The sequence below is a fragment of the Promicromonospora sp. AC04 genome (genome assembly GCF_003058225.1).
In the GTDB taxonomy this organism is placed as follows: domain Bacteria; phylum Actinomycetota; class Actinomycetes; order Actinomycetales; family Cellulomonadaceae; genus Promicromonospora.
In genome coordinates, this window is the sequence record NZ_QBUG01000009.1 from 1 (window position 1) to 18,599 (window position 18,599).

The 18,599-nt window shown below is 70.1% G+C and carries 16 protein-coding genes and 1 rRNA gene; 12 read left to right on the plus strand and 5 right to left on the minus strand.

Translation table 11 applies throughout. The features are described from left to right. The 6 genes from rrf to C8K30_RS21565 all read left to right on the plus strand — a co-directional run. Positions 1 to 87: ribosomal RNA gene (gene rrf, locus C8K30_RS21540) — 5S ribosomal RNA — on the plus strand; the annotation flags it as partial. 487 nt (positions 88 to 574) lie between these two features. Next, positions 575 to 871 carry an Asp-tRNA(Asn)/Glu-tRNA(Gln) amidotransferase subunit GatC gene (gene gatC, locus C8K30_RS21545; RefSeq protein WP_108494973.1) on the plus strand — a complete coding sequence of 99 codons (297 nt, stop codon included), beginning with the start codon at positions 575 to 577 and terminating at the stop codon, positions 869 to 871. A gap of 1 nt (position 872) precedes the next feature. Beyond that, positions 873 to 2,414 carry an Asp-tRNA(Asn)/Glu-tRNA(Gln) amidotransferase subunit GatA gene (gatA, locus tag C8K30_RS21550; protein ID WP_108494974.1) on the plus strand — a complete coding sequence of 514 codons (1,542 nt, stop codon included), beginning with the start codon at positions 873 to 875 and terminating at the stop codon, positions 2,412 to 2,414. Next, positions 2,411 to 3,931: an Asp-tRNA(Asn)/Glu-tRNA(Gln) amidotransferase subunit GatB gene (gatB, locus tag C8K30_RS21555; protein ID WP_108494975.1), complete on the plus strand. Its 1,521-nt coding sequence runs from the start codon at positions 2,411 to 2,413 to the stop codon at positions 3,929 to 3,931. The genes gatA and gatB overlap by 4 nt, the downstream gene beginning before the upstream one ends. 24 nt (positions 3,932 to 3,955) lie before the next feature. Further along, on the plus strand, positions 3,956 to 4,543 hold the full coding sequence (locus C8K30_RS21560) for a GNAT family N-acetyltransferase (protein ID WP_108494976.1): 588 nt from the start codon (positions 3,956 to 3,958) through the stop codon (positions 4,541 to 4,543). 97 nt (positions 4,544 to 4,640) lie between these two features. Continuing rightward, positions 4,641 to 6,968, plus strand: a complete 2,328-nt coding sequence (locus tag C8K30_RS21565) for an autotransporter-associated beta strand repeat-containing protein (protein ID WP_108494977.1) — start codon at positions 4,641 to 4,643, stop codon at positions 6,966 to 6,968. A gap of 72 nt (positions 6,969 to 7,040) precedes the next feature. Here C8K30_RS21565 and C8K30_RS21570 read toward each other — a convergent pair whose 3' ends face one another. The 4 genes from C8K30_RS21570 to C8K30_RS21585 all read right to left on the minus strand — a co-directional run bounded on the left by C8K30_RS21570 (position 7,041) and on the right by C8K30_RS21585 (position 11,307). Continuing rightward, positions 7,041 to 8,069 carry a zinc-binding dehydrogenase gene (locus C8K30_RS21570; RefSeq protein ID WP_108494978.1) on the minus strand — a complete coding sequence of 343 codons (1,029 nt, stop codon included), beginning with the start codon at positions 8,067 to 8,069 and terminating at the stop codon, positions 7,041 to 7,043. A 2-nt stretch (positions 8,070 to 8,071) separates the two neighbouring features. After that, complete coding sequence (locus C8K30_RS21575; protein WP_233257349.1) at positions 8,072 to 8,860, minus strand: carbohydrate ABC transporter permease; 789 nt, start codon at positions 8,858 to 8,860, stop codon at positions 8,072 to 8,074. A gap of 23 nt (positions 8,861 to 8,883) precedes the next feature. Next, entirely contained in the window at positions 8,884 to 9,846 is a 963-nt protein-coding gene (locus C8K30_RS21580; RefSeq protein ID WP_233257350.1) for a carbohydrate ABC transporter permease, read from the minus strand. Between the two features lie 123 nt (positions 9,847 to 9,969). After that, on the minus strand, positions 9,970 to 11,307 hold the full coding sequence (locus C8K30_RS21585) for a sugar ABC transporter substrate-binding protein (protein ID WP_233257351.1): 1,338 nt from the start codon (positions 11,305 to 11,307) through the stop codon (positions 9,970 to 9,972). A 212-nt stretch (positions 11,308 to 11,519) separates the two neighbouring features. On the opposite strand from C8K30_RS21585, the gene C8K30_RS21590 reads away from it, so the two are divergent. Continuing rightward, positions 11,520 to 12,494, plus strand: coding sequence for an AraC family transcriptional regulator (locus C8K30_RS21590; protein WP_108494981.1), 975 nt, complete (start codon positions 11,520 to 11,522; stop codon positions 12,492 to 12,494). Here C8K30_RS21590 and C8K30_RS21595 read toward each other — a convergent pair. Then, positions 12,478 to 12,912: a CBS domain-containing protein gene (locus tag C8K30_RS21595; RefSeq protein ID WP_108494982.1), complete on the minus strand. Its 435-nt coding sequence runs from the start codon at positions 12,910 to 12,912 to the stop codon at positions 12,478 to 12,480. The two genes, C8K30_RS21590 and C8K30_RS21595, sit on opposite strands and share 17 nt — an antisense overlap. A 206-nt stretch (positions 12,913 to 13,118) precedes the next feature. Here C8K30_RS21595 and ilvD point away from each other — a divergent pair, with 206 nt between their 5' ends. The 5 genes from ilvD to C8K30_RS21620 all read left to right on the plus strand — a co-directional run bounded on the left by ilvD (position 13,119) and on the right by C8K30_RS21620 (position 18,537). Further along, complete coding sequence (gene ilvD / locus C8K30_RS21600; RefSeq protein WP_108494983.1) at positions 13,119 to 14,981, plus strand: dihydroxy-acid dehydratase; 1,863 nt, start codon at positions 13,119 to 13,121, stop codon at positions 14,979 to 14,981. Positions 14,982 to 15,128: 147 nt separating this feature from the next. After that, positions 15,129 to 15,800 (plus strand): VOC family protein, encoded by a 672-nt coding sequence (locus C8K30_RS21605; RefSeq protein ID WP_108494984.1) that lies wholly within the window; start codon positions 15,129 to 15,131, stop codon positions 15,798 to 15,800. Between the two features lie 115 nt (positions 15,801 to 15,915). Next, complete coding sequence (locus C8K30_RS21610; RefSeq protein ID WP_108494985.1) at positions 15,916 to 16,734, plus strand: ABC-2 family transporter protein; 819 nt, start codon at positions 15,916 to 15,918, stop codon at positions 16,732 to 16,734. After that, positions 16,727 to 17,575: an ABC transporter permease gene (locus C8K30_RS21615; protein ID WP_233257352.1), complete on the plus strand. Its 849-nt coding sequence runs from the start codon at positions 16,727 to 16,729 to the stop codon at positions 17,573 to 17,575. The genes C8K30_RS21610 and C8K30_RS21615 overlap by 8 nt, the downstream gene beginning before the upstream one ends. Continuing rightward, on the plus strand, positions 17,572 to 18,537 hold the full coding sequence (locus C8K30_RS21620) for an ATP-binding cassette domain-containing protein (RefSeq protein ID WP_108494986.1): 966 nt from the start codon (positions 17,572 to 17,574) through the stop codon (positions 18,535 to 18,537). Before C8K30_RS21615 ends, C8K30_RS21620 begins: the two co-directional genes overlap by 4 nt. The last annotated feature ends 62 nt before the right edge of the window (positions 18,538 to 18,599 follow it).

Here is an 18,599-nt window from a genome sequence, read left to right on the forward strand (position 1 = left end):
GGTCCCATTCCGAACCCGGAAGCTCAGCCCTACAGCGCCGATGGTACTGCCCTGGAGACGGGGTGGGAGAGTAGGACGCCGCCGGACAACCATTGGAAAGAGGTCTTTCTTTCCTGACCAGTGATGGTCGGGAAAGGAAGGCCTCTTTTCTTGTGCCCGAAACCGGTGAGCAGCCTGTCGACACCCCGGGCCGAAGAAGAACACCCCGGGCAGAACCGAAAGTTGCGCGTCCCCCGGGGGCCGAACCGAATGTTGCACGCCCTCCGGGGGATCGGACCGAAGGTTGATGGTCCACACGGGCGGCGATCGACGCGCGTCCTGCGGCTCGGCCACTGCGACGACCGGCACGTTGCGGCTCGGCGTCTGCGACGGCCGGCAGGTTGCGGTTCGGCGACTGGGACGGCCGGCAGGTTGCGGATTGGCGTCCGCGACGACCGGTAGGTTGCGGTTCGGTACCGTCGGCGGAGAGCGTGTCCGAAGGGCCGAAGTGTTGCCGCACGAGTTGCAGAGATTTCACATTGAACGCGCGGGTATCCGGGCGATCGAACGGCGTCCGGCGACTAGACTGGCGGCCATGTCCACCATCTCCCGTGACGAGGTTGCGCGCGTGGCTGCGCTGGCACGGATCGACCTGCGACCGGACGAGGTTTCCCGCCTCGCCGGTGAGCTCGACGTGATCGTCGAGTCCATCGCTCGCGTCAGCGAGGTCGCCACCGCAGACGTGCCTGCAACGAGCCACCCCCTCCCGCTGACGAACGTGTTCCGAGACGACGTGCCCGAGGCCGCTCTGCCGGTCCAGGACGTGCTGGCCGGTGCCCCGCAGCAGGAGAATGGACGGTTCGCCGTCCCGCAGATCCTTGGCGAAGAGTGAGATGGGTACCAGCGACATGACGAACGACATCACCCGGCTCAGCGCGTCCGACCTTGCGTCCGCGCTGAGCAACAAGGACATCACCAGCGTCGAGGCCACCCAGGCACACCTGGACCGCATCGCCGCCGTCGACGGCGACCTGCATGCGTTCCTGCACGTCTCCTCCGACAAGGCGCTGGCGACGGCCGCCGAGGTCGACGCCAAGCGCGCCGCCGGCGAGGAGCTGCACCCGCTCGCGGGCGTGCCCATCGCGGTCAAGGACGTCGTGGTGACCAAGGGCCTGCCCACCACTGCGGGGTCGAAGATCCTCAAGGACTGGATCCCGCCGTACGACGCGACCCTCGTGGAGCGCATCAAGGCCGCGGGCCTGCCGATCCTCGGCAAGACCAACATGGACGAGTTCGCCATGGGCTCCTCGACGGAGCACTCGGCGTACGGCAACACCAAGAACCCGTGGGACCTCGACCGGATCCCCGGTGGGTCCGGCGGTGGCTCCGCCGCCGCGGTGGCCGGCTTCGAGGCGCCCCTGGCGATCGGCACCGACACCGGCGGTTCCATCCGCCAGCCCGGCGCCGTCACCGGCACCGTCGGCGTGAAGCCCACCTACGGTGGCGTCTCGCGCTACGGCCTGATCGCTATGGCGTCCTCGCTCGACCAGGCAGGCCCCGTGACCCGCACGGTGCTCGACGCCGCGCTGCTGCACGAGCTCATCGGCGGTCACGACCCGCACGACTCGACGTCGATCAACGAGCCGGTGCCCGGCGTCGTCGCGGCCGCCCAGCAGGGCGCCAAGGGCGACCTGAAGGGCCTGCGCGTCGGCGTCGTCAAGGAGCTCTCCGGCGAGGGCTACCAGGCCGGCGTGTCCGCGCGGTTCGAGGAGTCGCTCGACCAGCTGCGCGCGCTCGGCGCCGAGATCGTCGAGGTCTCGTGCCCCAGCTTCACCTACGCGCTCGACGCGTACTACCTGATCATGCCTGCCGAGGCGTCCAGCAACCTGGCCAAGTTCGACGGCATGCGCTTCGGCCTGCGCGTCGAGCCGGCCGAGGGCCCGGTCACCGCGGAGCGCGTCATGGGCGCCACGCGCGGCGCCGGTTTCGGCGACGAGGTCAAGCGACGTGTCATCCTCGGCACGTATGCCCTGTCCGCGGGTTACTACGACGCCTACTACGGCAGCGCGCAGAAGGTTCGCACGCTGATCCAGCGCGACTTCGCGGCCGCGTTCGAGCAGGCCGACGTGCTGGTCTCGCCCACGGCGCCGACCACGGCGTTCAAGTTCGGCGAGAAGCTCGACGACCCGCTGGCGATGTACCTCAACGACGTCGCGACCATCCCCGCGAACCTCGCGGGCGTCCCCGGCATGTCGCTGCCGAACGGCCTGTCCGACGACGGCCTGCCCGTCGGCTTCCAGATCCTGGCCCCCGCCAAGGCGGACGACCGGCTGTACCGCGTGGGCGCTGCCCTCGAGGCGGCCCTCGAGTCCGGCTGGGGCGGCCCCCTCCTGAACAAGGCACCCGAACTCAAGACCACGGAGCTCGCCCGATGACCGCACCGTCGACCGCCACGGCCACCAGCCTGGTCGCCTACGAGGACGCCGTCCGCCGCTACGACCCGGTGCTGGGCATCGAGGTGCACGTGGAGCTCGGCACGCTCACCAAGATGTTCTGCGCGGCCGAGGTCGCGTACGGCGGCGAGCCCAACACCCAGGTGACCCCGGTCAGCCTCGGGCTGCCGGGTGCTCTGCCCGTGGTCAACGGCAAGGCCGTCGAGTACGCGATCCGCATCGGCCTCGCGCTCAACTGCAACATCGCCGAGAGCTGCCGGTTCGCCCGCAAGAACTACTTCTACCCGGACGTCCCGAAGAACTTCCAGACCTCGCAGTACGACGAGCCCATCGCGTACGACGGCTGGATCGACATCGAGCTCGACGACGGCGAGGTGTTCCGCGTCGAGATCGAGCGGGCACACATGGAAGAGGACGCCGGCAAGAACACCCACGTGGGTGGCTCGACCGGCCGCATCCAGGGCGCCGAGTACTCGCTGGTGGACTACAACCGCGCCGGCATCCCGCTCGTGGAGATCGTGACACGGCCCATCGAGGGCGTCGGCGACCGGGCCCCCGAGGTGGCCCGGGCCTACGTGCAGACGCTGCGCGACATCTTCCGCTCGCTGGGGGTCTCCGAGGCCCGCATGGAGCGGGGCAACGTCCGCGCGGACGTGAACCTGTCGCTGCGGCCGACGCCCGAGTCGCCCCTGGGCACGCGCACCGAGACCAAGAACGTGAACTCGTTCCGCTCGGTCGAGCGCGCCGTCCGCTACGAGGTGTCCCGCCAGGCGGGCGTGCTCGACGCCGGCCTGCCGGTGATCCAGGAGACGCGCCACTTCCACGAGGAGGACGGCACCACGTCGTCGGGCCGCGTGAAGTCGGACGCCGAGGACTACCGCTACTTCCCCGAGCCCGACCTGGTGCCCGTGGCTCCGAGCCGCGAGTGGGTAGAGGAGATCCGGGCGACGCTCCCGGAGCTGCCGGTCGCGCGCCGCCGTCGGCTCCAGACGGAGTGGGGGTACGCCGACGCCGAGATGCGCGACGTCGTCAACGCGGGCGCCATCGAGCTCATCGAGGCGACCGTCGTCGCGGGCACGAGCGCCGCGGGCGCGCGCAAGTGGTGGATGGGCGAGCTGGCCCGGCGGGCCAACCAGGACGAGGTCACGCTCGAGGACCTCACGGTCACCCCGGCGCAGATCGCGCAGCTGCAGGGCCTCGTGGAGTCGGGCCGGATCAACGACAAGCTCGCCCGCCAGGTGCTCGACGGCGTGCTCGCCGGAGAGGGCGACCCGGAGGCGGTAGTCGTGGCTCGCGGCCTGGAGATCGTGTCCGACGACGGCCCGCTGCTCGCCGCCATCGACGACGCGCTCGCCGCTCAGCCCGACATCGTCGAGAAGGTCCGTGGTGGCAACCAGGGGCCGGTCGGCGCGATCATCGGCGCCGTCATGAAGGCGACCAGGGGCCAGGCCGACGCGAAGCGGGTCCGGGAGCTGGTGCTGGATCGGATCGGCTCGTGAGGCTCGGCTCATGAGGCCAGGCAGGTGACCCGCGGACCCCTCCTGCACGGCGAGATGATGCGGTTGCGGCCCATCGAGGCGCGCGACGCGGAACGCCTGTGGGAGGCAGTCCAGGATCCGGAGGGGACCCGTCTGACGGGGACCACCGCTGTCTTCACGCGCGACCAGATCGACGAGTGGGCGAGCACGGTCAGCGACCGGCCCGGCCGTTTCGACTGGGCGATCTGCCCCGCTGCCATGCGGGAGGGCAAGCCGATCAGTGACGAGATGATCGGTGAGATCGTCCTCAACGACCTCGACGAGGACGTCCGCTCGGCGAACCTGCGGCTCCAGCTGCTGCCCAACTACCGGGGCCGCGGGTACGGCCGGGAGGCCATCCTCGAGGTCTTGCGGTTCGCGTTCGACGGCGTCGACGACGAGCCCGGGCCGCACCTGCACCGGGTGAGCCTCGACGTGCTCAGCATCAACCCGCGTGCCCAGGCCCTGTACGAGTCGCTCGGCTTCCGTGAGGAGGGCCGCCTGCGGGACATCTACCGCGACGGCGACGCCTGGGCCGACGCCATAGTGATGAGCATCCTCGAGGACGAGTACCGAGCGACGCTGCGGACCTAGATCACACGGTTGCCGGCGGGCGGAGGCGGGCGCGGCCCTGCAAAACACCTTCGGGTTTTCGTCCGTCGGCACCCGAAGTGAGCGCTAACATCCCTCCATGCCGCACCTGTCGTCCCGTCTGCCCCTGCGGCTGCTCGCCGTGGTCGCGCTGACGTTCGCCACCGTCCTGCCTGCCGGGATGCCGGCCCAGGCGGCAACGGACATCACCGAGAGGGTCCGGGCGAACGAGAACATCGAGCTGGCGGGTGACGCCGTCATCACGCTCGGTGACGGCGAGGAGGTCGTCTACGGCGGCGTGTTCTCCGGCGTCGGCACCCTGACCGTCCGCGGGCGAGGCAAGCTCGTGCTGACGGCGGACAGTGACTTCCAGATCCCCGAGGACCGTCAGCGACAGCGCATGGAGATCCTGGGCATCCCGGGGCACCCCTCCATCACGATGCGCGACCCCGATCCTCCGGCCGTCACGGTCGAGGCCGGCGCGACGCTCCAGTACGGTGACGGCGCCGGCTCGACGGGGCGCGTCGGCCACTACCCGTACGACTACCCGAACTTCGCCTGGAACGCGCTCAACCACCACGTCGACGGCACGCTCGTCGTCGCCGTCAGCGGTGCGCTGTACCACCCGGGGATCCTCAGCGGTGGCGGTGTGCTGAACCAGCCGCGGTTCATCTGGGACGGCGTCGACCTGGCCGGGGACCACACTTTCTCGGGCACCATCGTCAACGGGACCGGAGTGCATGTCGGCCGGCGGGAGTACCTGACGTCCCTCCCCAACCTCGCGAAGCTGGTCAACTACGGCTCGTTCATGGTGGACACCCCGCACGCCTACGACACCGTCCTGGGGTTCGACATCTTCTCCCGCGAGTGGGGCAACGACATCAACTTCTACGGCGCCCCCGACGGCAGCCGGGTCATCATGTCGGGCGTCTACTCCTGGAGCGACCAGGGTTCGGAGACGGACCCTTCGCTGTCGGACCCCGACCTGAACTACCGGGCGGTCCCCAAGAACATCAACAAGCGCGGCGTGAACATCCAGGGCGCGATCGTCCAGTGGGGCGACGGCACCCACAACCGGTTCTTCCTGCCCGGCACCCGCGAGACCATCTACATCAACCTGTACACGCGCCGCGCGCGCGGGCACCTCATCTTCGACTACAACGGACCGGTCACCCTGGGCGCGCCCATCTCCGGGGGGCAGTACCACGACACGATGGCCGCCGTGGCGCAGGGGGACGTCACCATCGCCGGCACGCCGGGGAACGACGTCACCTTCGCTGACCAGCAGAACTACGAAGGCACCACAACCATCGAGAACGGGGCGACCCTGCGGCTCGGCAGCGGCAGCCCGGGCCAGGACTCCTGGCTGATCACCGGCACGGCGGGCGCCAAGATCGTCGACGACGGCGTGCTCGTCGTCAGCAACGCCGAGCAGGCCATCGAGCTCTCCGGGGTCACGGGTGCGGGCTCCTTCCAGCAGGCGGGTCCGGCGTCGGTGACGTTCACGGGTGACATCGCCTACACGGGGCCGACGACGGTGTCGAGCGGGGAGCTCGTCCTCGCCGGCGGAAGCATCGCGTCGTCCGCGGGCCTCGACCTGTCGAGACCTGGCGCGGCGCTCGACGTGACCGCCGCCGAGGACCAGACCGTGCACAACCTCCGCGGCGTCAAGGGAAGCGCCCTCCGCCTCGGCGCCGCCGGGCTGATCGTCGCCAGCACCGAGAACACCACCTACGCCGGCAAGGTCGAGGGAGCGGGCGGCCTGGTAAAGGCCGGGGCCGCCACGCTGACCTACTCCGGCACGAGCACCGCCCAGGCCCCCTGGGCCGTCACGGACGGGACGCTCGTGCTCGCGGACGCGAAGCTCGCCGGGGGCCTCGTCGTCGGCAGATCGCTCGGAGTCGCCGGAGCATCCGCGGTGGGCGGCAACCTGACCCTTCGGCGTACCTCCACCCTCCAGGTGGGCACGGGCGCCGCGCTGACGGTCGCCGGCGACGTCGAGCTGGGCGGCAGGCTCACGATCCGCCACAAGGACGGCGCTCGCCTTCCCCGCGAGCTCGCCGTCGTCACGTCCGGCGGAAAGATCACCGGGACGTTCGCCGGCCTCGCCGACGGAGACCGGCTCGACATCGGTGGCACTGCCTACGAGATCAGCTACGCGGCCGACCGGGTCCTGCTCACGGTCCCGGCGCCGTCCGCGGGTCCGAGCGCGGATGCCCAGCCCGAGAACGCCGCCGGCCCCACCGCTCCAGGGGCCAGCGCTTCGCCCGTCGTCGCCATCCTTCTCGGCTCGGCCGCCGTGCTCGTCCTGGGCGCGACCGTCTTCGTCGTCGTCCGTCGACGCCGCAGGCCCCTGACCCCGCGCCACGCCCAGTCCGCCATGATCACGCACGAACAGACCTCGTCCGACCAACCAGACGTCAGGTAGTTCAACCCGCTGCCCCTGCTCCAAGTTCCGCGGGTGGTTCGAGCGGCGAGCACGCCGTCGAGGGACCGGGTGTCACGCCGTCGAGATCATGACCTTCCCCGATGTGTCGGCGCCGGCGGCCGTGAAGGCCTCCGCGACGTCGTCGAGCCCGTAGGTGGCCGACACGATCTCGTCGACGGGAAGCCCGCCCGCCACGGCGATGGCGAGGGACGTGACGATGTCCTCCTCGGTGTACGCCGCGCAGCCCTGCACGCGCAGCTCCCAGTCCTGGATCAGCGGGAGGTTGACCGCGCCCGGCCGAGGGGGCACACCGACGACCAGGAGCGTTCCGGCCCGGCGCAGCAGTCCGACCGCCTGGTCGAGGGACCGGTCGTTCGCCACGCAGTCGAAGACGACGTCGGCCGGTCCGCCCAGCAGGTCGCGGACGTCGTGGGCCAGCCAGCCGGCCGTCGCGAGGACCCCACCGGCCGCACCGACGCGCACCGCGCGGTCGAGCTTGCTCTGCTCCATGTCCGTCACGACCACGGCGGAAGCACCGGCGTGCAGCGCGGCGACGACGCAGAGCAGGCCTATCGTCCCGGCTCCGAGGACGACCACCCGCGCCCCGCGGAGGTCGCCGGCGATCCGGGCGGCGTGCACGGGAGTCGCCAGGCACTCGACCAGCGCCGCCGCTTCGTCGTCCAGGACGTCCGGGACGGGGTAGAGATTGCCCGCGGGTGCGACGAACCAGCCGGCCATCGCGCCGGGGAGCGCACCGGAGGGGTCGCAGCCGACCCAGGCGAGAGTCTCGCAGGCGTTGGTGCGGCCCGCCCGGCAGTTGAGGCAGGTGCCGCAGGCCACGTTCGGCTTGAGCAGCACCCGTTGCCCGGCATGCACTGCGCCGTCGACACCCGGCCCTGTCGACACGACCGCGCCGGTCGCCTCGTGACCCGGCACGTAGGGGCCGGTCAGGAAGGGGTGACGGCCTGCGAGGGCGTGCGTGTCGGATCCGCAGATCCCGACCAGGGTGCTGCGTACCAGCACCTCGCCCGCGCCCGGGACCGGGATCGCGGCCTCTTCCAGCCGGGCGCCCACCCCGGGCTCGACGACGACGCGGCGCATCGTCACTTGACCGCCCCCATGGCCAGGCCGCGGACCAGCTGCTTCTGGGCGAGCCAGCCGGCGAGCACGACCGGCAGGACGGCGAGGCTCGATGCGGCCGACAGGATGGCGAGGAACTGTCCGCGGCCGGAGACGAAGCCGGCCAGGAACGGCGGTACGGTCCGGGCGTCGACGGTCGTGAGGATGGTGGCGAGGAAGTACTCGTTCCACGCGAAGATGAAGCAGATCAGCGCCACGGCCGCGATGCCGGGCAGCACGATGGGCAGGACCACTCGCGCGAGCTCGGCACGGAGGTTGGCGCCGTCCAGGCGCGCGGCCTCGACGATCTCTTCGGGCACCTCGCTGAAGAAGGAGCGCATCATCCATACGGCGATGGGCAGGTTCATCGCGGCGTAGAGCAGCAGCATCACGTTGATGTTGTCCAGGGCTCCGATGGTCTTCAGGATGATGAAGATCGGCAGGATGGAGGCTGCGGCGGGCAGGAAGCGGGTCGAGATGAAGAAGAACAGCACGTCCCGGACCTTGACGATCGGCCGGATGCTCAGCCCGTAGGCCACCGGGATGGCCAGTGCGAGCACCAGCGCTGTCGATCCGAGGCTCGCGATGAACGAGCTGATGAGGTAGTCCCCGATGCCTTCGTCGATCACGGCCTGGAACTGGTCCAGGCTGAGGGCGGCGTCGAATCGCGGGGGGATTGCAGCGGCGTCGTTCTCCGACTTGAGGGCCGTGTACACCATCCAGGCGACCGGGAAGAAGAAGAGCAGCACCACCAGCCACGTGAGGCCGGTCACCAGACTTTCCTTGAAGACCCGCATCAGCGCACCTTCCCTTCGACGAAGATGGAGAACACGCTGCGCAGGGTGATCATCGCGAACCCGATGGTGACGACGACCGCGATGACGCCGAACGCCGCTGCCTGGCCGATGTCCAGGCCGATGAACGCCCGCTCGTACAGCAGGTAGGACAGGGTCTTGGTCCCGCCGGTGCCCTTCGTCATGATCGCGATGGGGTCGAAGACCTGCAGCAGCATGATCGATCCGAGGAGGGTCGCGATCTCGGCGTAGGGGCGGAGGTGGGGAAGCGTGAGCGACCAGAAGACCCGGACGGGTCCGGCGCCGTCGACGGCGGCCGCCTCCAGGACGTCCCGGCCCTGGCTCTGCAGGCCGGCCATCAGGATCAGCATCATGAACGGCGTGTACTGCCAGACCAGGACGATGACGATGGTGGCCCACGGGTAGTTCGTGTTCCACTGCACCGGGTCGATCCCGAACAGCCCGAGGGACCAGTTGACCATGCCGACGTTCGAGTCGAGCATCAGCCACTTCCACAGGAGTGCCGCGGCGGCGGGCATCACCAGGAACGGAGTGATGGCCAGCGTGCGGGCCAGGCCGCGTCCGCGGAACTTGCGGTCCAGCAGCACCGCGAGGAACAGGCCGAGCAACAGGGACAGCAGCACCGCCGAGCCGGTGATGGTGACCGTTGCACCGAGGGACCTGAGGAAGTCGGGTCCGGTGAAGACCACGGCGTAGTTGTCCCAGCCGGTGAAGCGGATCTCGTCCGGACGTAGCTGGTTCCACTGCAGGAACGAGAAGACGATCGTCACGACGAACGGGATCTGGGTCAGCAGGATAGTGAAGATCAGGCCGGGCAGGACCAGGCCCCGGGCGAGCCGGGCCGTCTGCTTCGCGGCTGCGCCGCCCGTGTCGGGCCTTCGGGCTCGGCGCGGTGGCGCGCCGCCCCACATCGCGAGGGGCGCCTGGGTGGGAAGGGTGGCCACGGCGGGACGCGATGGCGTTGGTGTCTCAGGGTTGGTTCTCATGGAGCCTCCGGCCGGCTCCCGGGTCCACCTGGCACGTCGCGGCCGGCGTGGACCCCGGGAGCATCGGCCCGTCGTCGCGGACTACTTCTGCTTGTCGCCGGCGGTCTGGGCGATCTCCTGCCCGCTGTCGAGGGCTTCCTGGACCGTGGTGCGACCGGCGATCGCGTCGGCGACGCCCTGCGCCACCTGGTTGCCGACGTCCTGGAACTCCGGGATCGGGACGTACTGGATCCCGACGTACGGCTGCGGGTCGACGCCCGGGTGCGTCGGATCGACGCTCTCCATCACCTCGAGAGTGATCGGGGCGAACGCGGCCGCCGCCTCCTTGTACTCGGGGATCGAGTAGGTGGACGTGCGCGCGCCCGGCGGGACGCGGGTCCAGCCCAGTTCCTCGCCGACGAGCTGGTGGTACTCCTTGCTCGTCGCCCACTTCACGAAGGTCGTCGCCGCATCGGCGTTCTTCGTCGTCTTCGGCACCGCGAGGTTCCACGACCAGAGCCAACCGGACTCCTCGGTCTTGTTGACCGGCGCGTGGGTGTATCCCATCTGGCCCGCGACCTCCGACGCCTCGGGGTCCTCGAGAATCGACGCCGCGACGGAGGCGTCGTACCACATGGCAACCTTGCCGGAGCTGAGCAGGTTCAGGCACTCGGTGAAGCTGTAGGACACCGGGTCCGACTCCCCGTGCTCCTTGAGGAGGTCGACGTAGAACTCGACACCCTCCACGAACTCGGGCGAGTTGACCTGGGCGTCCCAGTTCTCGTCGTACCAGTTGCCGCCGAAGGTCTGCACCACCGTGGTCAGGGGTGCGAAGAGATCGCCCCAGCCGGGCTTGCCACGCAGGCAGATGCCGGCATGCTCGTCGGTGTCCAGCTCGGCCGCGTACTCGGCGACCTCCTGCCAGGTCGGGTTGTTCGAGATCTCGATGCCCGCCTCGGCGAACATCTCCTTGTTGTACATGAGGATCGACGACTCCCCGTAGAACGGCACGGCGTACTGCTTGCCGTCGACCGACAGCGCGTCACGAAGCGGAGGCAGGATGTCGTCGACGTCGTACGCGGCGTCCTCCTGGAGGGGCTCGGTGAGGTCCAGGAGCCAGTCCTGCGCGCCCCACTGCGGAACCTCGTAGGCACCGACGGTGACGATGTCGTACTGGCCGGCGCCGGAGGCGACGTCGGCGGTCACCGCGGCGCGCAGGTCGCCCTCCTCCATGGTCACGAAGTCGACAGTGATCCCGGGGTTGTCCTCCTCGAAGTGGGAACTGAGCTCCTCCATGTCCTGCATCTGCGGGTTGTTGACCGTTGCGATGGTGAGGTGGGCTTCCTCTCCGGCGCCGCCGGAGGAGGAACAAGCACTTGTCGCCAGCAGGGAGCCCACCAGGGCGATGCTGGTCATGTACGTGCGAGGGCTGGCCTTCACGAGTACTCCTTTGTCACTCTCGGTGCACTGACCGTTCGGGCACCTGGGCTGATGGGTGTGGCGGCCGTCAGTGGCGCTCGGTCCAGGGCCGACCGTGGTCGTGCGATGTGGTCGGAATACGACGGTCGCAGCCTCGCGTCGTTGAAACTACGCCGATACTGAACGGATACTGGTACTTTCATTCCCAGATTCGTCAACGGGAAGGGCTGCTCGTGGTCGTCTCGGACCCTGCCTCGGAGGTGCTCGCCACGCTGGAACGCGTGACCTCGCGGCCGGCTGAGCTCGAGGTCATCTCCGTGCCGCCGACCCAGTCGTTCCGATGGGTTCAGCACGACTATCCGACGGACGTCGCCCGGTGGAACCGCCACCCGGAGTACGAGCTGCACCTGATCCGGTCCAGCCACGGCAGCTTCATCATCGGCGACCAGATCGGCCGGTTCGGACCGGGCCACGTCGCCATGGTCGGCAGCGGAGTGCCGCACGACTGGATGAGCGACCTCGACCCGGGTGAAGTGCTCGTGAACCGCGACGTCGTCATCCAGCTCCACCCCGACTGGCTGCACCAGTCCATCGAGGTGATCCCCGAGCTCCAGGAGGTCGCCGGTCTCCTCGAGCTGTCCCAGCGGGGCATCGAGTTCCTGGGGGAGACCGGACGGCGGGCGGCCGAGCTCATCGAGGAGGTGGGCCGGTGCACCGGCACGGCGCGCATCGGTGCGCTCTACACGCTCCTGGCGTTCCTCGCCCACGCACCCGAGAGCGAGTCACCCTGCATCAACAGCACCTGGATCGCAGACTCCACGAGCAGGGAGAGCGTGGCCGCCGTCGAGACCGGACTGGCCTACATCCTCGAGGATCTGCGAGGACACATCACCGCACAGCGCGCCGCCGAGCTGGCCTACCTGTCCCAGCCGTCGTTCTCCAAGCACTTCAAGCGTGCCAGCGGACTCAGCTTCACCGAGATGGTCCGCCGGCTCCGGATCGCCCAGGCCTGCCGCCTGCTGGTCTCGACCGACCTGAAGGTGGCCAGGATCTGCGAGGAGGTGGGCTATACCAACCTGTCCAACTTCAACCGGCAGTTCCTTGCGGAGATGGGCGTCACGCCGCGGGAGTACCGGCGTCGCGAGCAGCGCATGCCGCCAAGCAGACCGCCCGGCAGGGCCGAGACCCGGCCTACGGGCCCCCGGTGATGTAGGCCGTCAGCTGGTCGCGCTCGGCCTGTACCTCGGCGATCCGGTGCTTGACCACGTCACCGATGCTCACGATCCCGGTCAGCCGGGCGTCCACGAGCACGGGGACGTGCCGGACCCGGTGCTCGGTCATCACGGGCATCAGCTCGTCGAGCGTGGCCTCCGGCCCACAGGTGTGCACGGCGGTCGTCATGATCGCCTCCACCGTGCCGTCGAGGATGCCGTCACCGTCCGAGTGCAGCCGGCGGACGACGTCGCGCTCGCTCACGATTCCGTCGACGCTCACGCCGTCTTCGGACACCACCACTGCACCGATGCGGTGCTCGGCGAGCAGGGCGAGCAGGTCACGCACGCTCCGGTCCCTGGAGATGGTGACGACCGAGCCACCCTTACGCCGCAATGCCTCTGTCACTCGCATTCGAGCACCCCCGTCGCGTGCACGCCGGAAACCCACGCCTTTGCGGGTCCTGCTATGACGGTACGGCACATGGCTCGAATTCAGGTAGGGGCCCATGGGTCACCTTGTGGACGCCTGCTGTCGGTCCCGGGATACCGGAGGTAGCGTGACGTGGCCGTTCGCCCGCATCGCGCACGGCCACCCAGCATCGAAGGAGCTGAACAGTCATGAGTCGTCCCCTGCGCTCCCGGACGTCCACCCACGGCCGCAACATGGCCGGAGCCCGCGCGCTCTGGCGCGCCACCGGCATGGGTTCCGAGGACTTCGGGAAGCCGATCATCGCGATCGCGAACTCGTACACGCAGTTCGTACCGGGGCACGTACACCTCAAGGACATGGGCGACCTCGTGGCCTCGGCCATCCGCGAGGCCGGCGGCGTCGCGAAGGAGTTCAACACCATCGCCGTCGACGACGGCATCGCGATGGGCCACGCCGGCATGCTCTACTCCCTGCCGAGCCGCGACCTGATCGCGGACTCCGTGGAGTACATGGTCCAGGCGCACACCGCCGACGCCCTCGTCTGCATCTCCAACTGCGACAAGATCACGCCCGGCATGCTCAACGCCGCGCTGCGGCTGAACATCCCGGTGATCTTCGTGTCGGGCGGCCCCATGGAGGCCGGCAAGGCCGTCGTCGCGAACGGCGTCGCGAAGACCCCGCTGAACCTGATCAACGCGATCAACTACTCGGCGGACGAGAACGTGGACGACGCCGCGCTCGGCCTGGTCGAGGAGAACGCGTGCCCCACGTGCGGCTCGTGCTCCGGCATGTTCACCGCGAACTCGATGAACTGCCTCACCGAGGCGCTGGGCCTGTCCCTGCCCGGCAACGGCTCGACGCTGGCGACGCACGCCGCTCGCAAGGAGCTGTTCCTGGAGGCCGGCCGCACCATCGTGGACCTGGCCCGCCGGTACTACGAGGACGAGGACGACTCCGCGGCGCCCCGCGGGATCGCCACCAAGGCGGCGTTCGCGAACGCGATGGCGCTCGACGTGGCCATGGGCGGCTCCACCAACACGGTGCTGCACGTCCTCGCCGCCGCCCAGGAGGCCGAGGTCGACTTCACGCTCGCCGACATCGAGGACATCAGCCGCCGGGTGCCGTGCCTGTCCAAGGTGGCGCCCAACCACCCGGACTACCACATGGAGGACGTCCACCGGGCGGGCGGCATCCCCGCGCTGCTGGGCGAGCTCGACCGCGGCGGCCTGCTGGACCACGACGTCACCTCGGTGCACACGCCCACGCTGCGCGCCTGGCTCGACGACTGGGACGTCCGCGGCGGCAAGGCCACCGACCGGGCGCTCGGCCTGTTCCACGCGGCGCCCGGCGGGGTGCGCACCACCAAGGCGTTCTCCACGAACAACCAGTGGGAGTCGCTCGACACGGACGGCGCGGGCGGCTGCATCCGCGACATCGAGCACGCGTACACCGTCGAGGGCGGGCTGGCCGTGCTGCGCGGCAACCTTGCCGAGGACGGCGCCGTCTTCAAGACGGCGGGCGTCGATCCCGACGTGTTCCACTTCGTCGGCAAGGCGCTGGTCTGCGAGTCGCAGGACGAGGCCGTCGAGAAGATCCTGACCAAGCAGGTCGAGCCCGGGCACGTGGTGGTCGTGCGCTACGAGGGTCCCGCCGGCGGGCCGGGCATGCAGGAGATGCTCTACCCGACGTCGTACATCAAGGGTCGTGGCCTGGGGAAGGTGGTCGCCCTGATCACGGACGGCCGGTTCTCCGGCGGGTCCAGCGGCATCTCCGTCGGCCATGTCTCCCCGGAGGCCGCCGCGGGCGGCACGATCGGCCTGGTCGAGGACGGCGACGAGATCGAGATCGACGTCGACACCCGCAAGATCCGGATCAACGTGCCGGACGAGGTGCTCGCCGAGCGGCGCGCCAAGATGGAGTCCTCCGAGCGGCCGTGGCAGCCCGTGGCCCGCGACCGGTACGTGTCGCCGGCGCTGCAGGCGTACGCGGCCCTGGCGACGTCGGCGGACAAGGGTGCGGTGCGGGACGTCGCGCGCCTGCGGCGCGGCTGACGCCGTCGCCCGACGGCGGACCCGCGCCGGGTCCGCCGTCGGGCGACGCACTGACGAGCGGCGACGGCGAGGGCCTGTCGGGTGTCGGAGTCTCGTGCCATGGTGGTGGGACCCGGACGACTGGACGTACGAGGGAAGGCACTACCCATGAGCGACGCGATCACCGCTGCCGAGTTCACCGCGGCAGAAGGCACGGACGACTGGCGGGTGCTCCACGACGCGGCGCTCGCGCGCTTCACCACCGGTTCGTTCGCCACCGGGCTGGTGCTGGTCGCCCGCATCGGTGAGCTCGCCGAGTCGGCCAACCACCATCCCGACGTCGACCTGCGCTACGGGAGCGTGACGGTGCGGACCTGGTCGCACGACATCGGCGGGCTGTCCGAGCGGGACCTCGCGCTGGCGCGGGCGATCTCGGCCGCGGCCCGCAACGTCGGCGTCGCGGCGGACGTGTCCGGGCTGCGCGAGGTGGCGATCGCGATCGACGCCGTGGTCGGGCCCGCCGTCCAGGCCTTCTGGCAGGCGGTGCTGGGTCACGAGGCGCAGCCGTACCGCGGTGGGAACACCGCGGCCGGTCGGCTGCTCGACCGGGACGGACGCCAGCCGATGTTCTGGTTCCAACAGACCGACGAGCACCGGGAGCAGCGCAACCGCATCCACGTGGACGTCTGGGTGCCGCACGACCTGGCCGAGGCGCGGGTGGCGGAGGCGGTCGCTGCCGGCGGGCGGCTCGTCACGGACAAGTACGCCCCGTCGTGGTGGGTGCTGGCCGACGCCGAGGGCAACGAGGCCTGCGTCTGCACCTGGCAGGGTGAGTTCTGAGAGCGCCGCGCGACGGCGTCGTGCGGGCAGGGCCAAGCACGTGCGACGCCGTTCGTCGAACGGATCCGTAAAAGAGGGTGAACTCCGGCCGCACGGCGAGTAGGGTCTCGCGCTTGTGCGCCCACGCCCGTCCCCGGCTCGGAACCCGTACTGGCGGTTCCTCGTAGCGGGTATCCGCGGACAGTCGGCCTACCCGCTGGCGACGCTCGCCGGCCTGGTCGCGAACGCGACGTTCGGCCTGCTCAAGGGCGGGATCATGGGCGCGGCGGTGGCGAGCTCCGGCGGCGAGCTGGCGGGGTACACGGCGGCCACGATGGCGGCGTTCGTCTGGCTGGGGCAGGGGATGCTCGGGTCGGTGAACCTGTCGGGCCGCAGCGACCTGCAGACCCGGATCAAGTCGGGCGACGTCGCCGTCGACTTCCTGCGGCCGGTGAGCGTGCAGGCCGCGCACATCCTGACGGACGTCGGCAAGGGGCTGTTCGCCCTGCTGCCGCGCGGGCTGCCGAGCGTGGTCATCGGTGTGCTCGTCTCCGGCATGGCGCTGCCACCCGACGCTGCCGCGTACGCGCTGGGCCTGGCCAGCCTCGTCATCGGCATCACCGTCTCGCACGCCACCATGTACGCCCTGGCGACCTCGGGGTTCTGGCTGGTGGAGACCCGCGGCGTCAGCGTTCTCTACATGGCGCTCTCCGGGTTCTTCACCGGCCTGTTCACGCCGATCTACCTGTTCCCGGACTGGCTGCTGACCCTCGCGCTGCTCACCCCCTTCCCTTCGATGATGCAGTTCCCCATCGACGTGCTCTCCGGGCAGGTCAGCGGGGCAGCGGCATGGCAGCACCTCGGGGTGCAGCTGGTCTGGCTGGCCGTTGTGCTCGCCGTCGGGCACCTGACCACCAGGGCCGGACGCCGCAGGCTGGAGGTGCAGGGTGGCTGAGCCGAAGCGGAACCGCCGGCTCGGACGCCAAAGGGCACTGCCTGACGGGCTGCGGGCCTATCGGGCGGTCCTCGCGAGCCGCGCGCGCTCGCAGGCGAGCTACCGCGCCAGCTTCCGCATGGACCTGGTGGGCACAGTGCTGGTGGGGCTCATCGAGTTCTCCGAGGTCTGGGTGCTGTACTCGGCGACGGACCAGATCGGCGGGTTCACGCTCGCCCAGATCCTGCTCGTGTTCGGACTGGCCGACCTCGCCTTCTCCCTGGCCGACCTCGTGGCCGGGCACTGCGACAACCTCCCGGTATACGTGCGCGCGGGCACCCTCGACGTCTTCTTCCTGCGGCCGCAGCCGGTGCTGGCGCAACTCATCACGAGCGACCTCAGCCTGCGCCGCCTGGCACGCTGCCTGGTGGGCGCGACGTCGCTCACCGTGGGCCTGGTGCTCAACGACATCGACTGGAGCGTCGGGACGGTTGGGCTGCTGGTGGTGGCCCTCGTCTGCGGGTTCGTCATCTTCACCGCGCAGTTCGTCACCGCCGCCGGCCTGCAGTTCTTCCTGATCAACGGCAGCGAGATGACCAACGCGTTCGTGTACGGCGGCCGGTACGCGGCCACGCAGCCCGCGAACGTGTGGCCGCGCGGCCTGCTGGTCGTCTTCGGCGCTGTCTTTCCGGTGGCCTTCGCCGCCTACCTGCCGGTGTCCACGCTGCTCGGCATGCCCGGCCTCGCCGGGCTGCCGACGTGGCTGGGCTGGTGCGCGCCGATCGCCGCCCTGTGGGCGGTAGTCGTCGCGGGGCTGTGCTGGCGCTGGGGCCTTCGTCACTACCGAGGAGCGGGCGGATGAACGTCATCAAGACCGAGGGCCTGACCCGGGTGTTCACGGGCCGGCCGAACCGCAAGGACAGGTTCCGGCGACCCCGGCACGTCGCCGTCGACCGCCTCGACCTGATCGTGGAGGCCGGCGAGTCCGTGGGCTACATCGGCGCGAACGGCGCCGGAAAGTCCACCACCATCAAGATGCTGGTCGGCATCCTGGTGCCCACGAGCGGCGCGGTGACCACGGTCGGGCTGCACCCGCTGAAGCAGCGCCGCGCGCTCGCGCGCCGGATCGGCGTGGTCTTCGGGCAGCGCTCGCAGCTGTGGTGGGACCTGCCGGTGCGGGAGTCGTTCTCGATCCTGGCGGCGATCCACTCCCTGCCCGCGGCCGACGAGCGCACTCGGACCGCCGAGCTCGTCGAGATGCTCGAGATGGGCGAGTTCTTGAGCACGCCCGTGCGGCAGCTCTCCCTGGGGCAGCGCATGCGCGCCGAGGTCGCGGCGGCGCTGCTGCACCGCCCGGAGCTGGTGATCCTCGACGAGCCGACGATCGGCTTGGACGTGCTGTCCAAGCAGCGCCTGCGCGAGTTCCTCGTGGCGCAGCGGCGCGAGCACGGCACGACGCTGCTGCTCACCACGCACGACATGGGCGACGTCGAGCGGCTCTGCGACCGGATCCTCGTCGTGGACCACGGCAGCCTCGCGTTCGACGGCACGCTCGACGGGCTGGCCCGCACCGTGGGCGCGCGGCGCGAGCTCGTCGTGGACCTCGCCACGGCGAGCGGTGACCTGGTGGACCTGGACGGCGCGGAGCACGTGCGCAGCGAGTCGGACGGCCTGCGGCAGCGCCTCGCCTTCGACCCGCAGCGCACGACGGCGGCGCGGGTGCTCGCCGCGGTCTCCGAGCGGGTCGAGGTGCTGGACCTGTCGATCACCGAGCCCGACATCGAGGACGTGGTGCGCGAGATCTACCGCGCCACCCGGCGGTAACCCCGGCTGTTCGGTTGTGGGCGCGATCGTTGCGACTACGCGTCCGTTCTAGGCGCAACGGT